The organism is Lactiplantibacillus garii (genome assembly GCF_003885105.1).
In the GTDB taxonomy this organism is placed as follows: domain Bacteria; phylum Bacillota; class Bacilli; order Lactobacillales; family Lactobacillaceae; genus Lactiplantibacillus; species Lactiplantibacillus garii.
Map to the genome: position 1 here is coordinate 1 of NZ_QWZQ01000111.1, position 1,149 is coordinate 1,149.

Below are 1,149 nucleotides of genomic sequence, written 5' to 3' on the forward strand. Positions count from 1 at the left end.
GGTTTTCAAGACATATAGGACCGCACAGAAGACCTCGTAGAGGTCATATTTTCGAGGCTTAGTTCGCTTACGAAAATTTTCTAAAGCTGGTCGAATTAATTCAAATTGTTGCCGAGTAATATTGCTGGGATAATTTTTCATAGCTTAAACTCGCTTTTTACATAGAAGTATATCAAAAATCATAGATCTTGGACAGCTTCTAAGGGACATGCTATAATGTAATAGAAAAAGGAAGTCCCGCTAGAACAGGGCTTCCCATGTAGAGCCGTTAAAGACGGTGGCAGATTTTAACGATATTTAATAACCGCTAGCTGACCAGAGCTAAGGCGGTTATTTTTTTTGCTTACTTTTGATCAGCTCAACAATTAATGCGATTAAGGCCACGATAAAAGTACCGAAAGCCAGCATTAATTGTAAAGCGTCCGCAACGGACACCTAGGCTACTCCTTTCGTTAGGATTTATGGGCTTTAAAGGTTTAACACCATAAGCACCACCTCCGATTGGAAATAGCCACCGCCTTAACTTCTCTACAAAATACCATTATACAGGGAATCTATATCACTATCCAAGTTTTAAAACAAATTTGCCTGATCGCTATATTACTAGTGAGAACCAATTTAAACGGATTAACTTTCAGGTTAATCCTTATATTACTAGTAGGACACGGACAAAATTTGAAAGAAGGCTTTAAAACTTGGTGACGTAGAACAGTAAGGCGCTTGATAATTATAAAAATAATAATACAAATGCAAACAAATAAGAAAGAAGATTTTATAATGTTGAAAGTTATACAATTATTTATAGGTCAATCATGGGAACTAATTTTAAATATCATCCAATGGATTAGCATTAACATATCGGTAGGTTGGTTAGCATTCGGATTAGCAGTAATAACATTTTTAAGAAATCGTCACAGGAAGCTGAGACAATCTTTTGAATACTCCTCAGGAAACAACAATTTTGAAACAGCTATTTCCATATATAATGACAGTTTAGGAACTGAAGCGTCTCAACTGCTAGGTGGATGTAAGCTGATTCCTGAGACAACTTTTAAGAGAGTGTATAATGAATAAATCGTCTCTCAAAAGGAAGGAATTTTTACATGCCAACTCGTTACGACAAAGAATTCAAACAAAACATCATCAACC

Annotated in this window: 1 protein-coding gene and 1 pseudogene; both read right to left on the reverse strand. The window is 35.6% G+C overall.

The window, feature by feature from the left end; genetic code table 11:
* Positions 1-141 (reverse strand): annotated as a pseudogene (locus tag D1831_RS14575) (IS5/IS1182 family transposase); the annotation flags it as partial.
* A gap of 189 nt (positions 142-330) precedes the next feature.
* Complete coding sequence (locus D1831_RS14910) at positions 331-408, reverse strand: putative holin-like toxin (protein WP_235708434.1); 78 nt, start codon at positions 406-408, stop codon at positions 331-333.
* Positions 409-1,149: the final 741 nt, after the last annotated feature.

Bases quoted from the DNA above. Each gene is read 5' to 3' on its own strand.
- D1831_RS14910 (WP_235708434.1), bottom strand. From the start codon at position 408: ATGCTGGCTTTCGGTACTTTTATCGTGGCCTTAATCGCATTAATTGTT.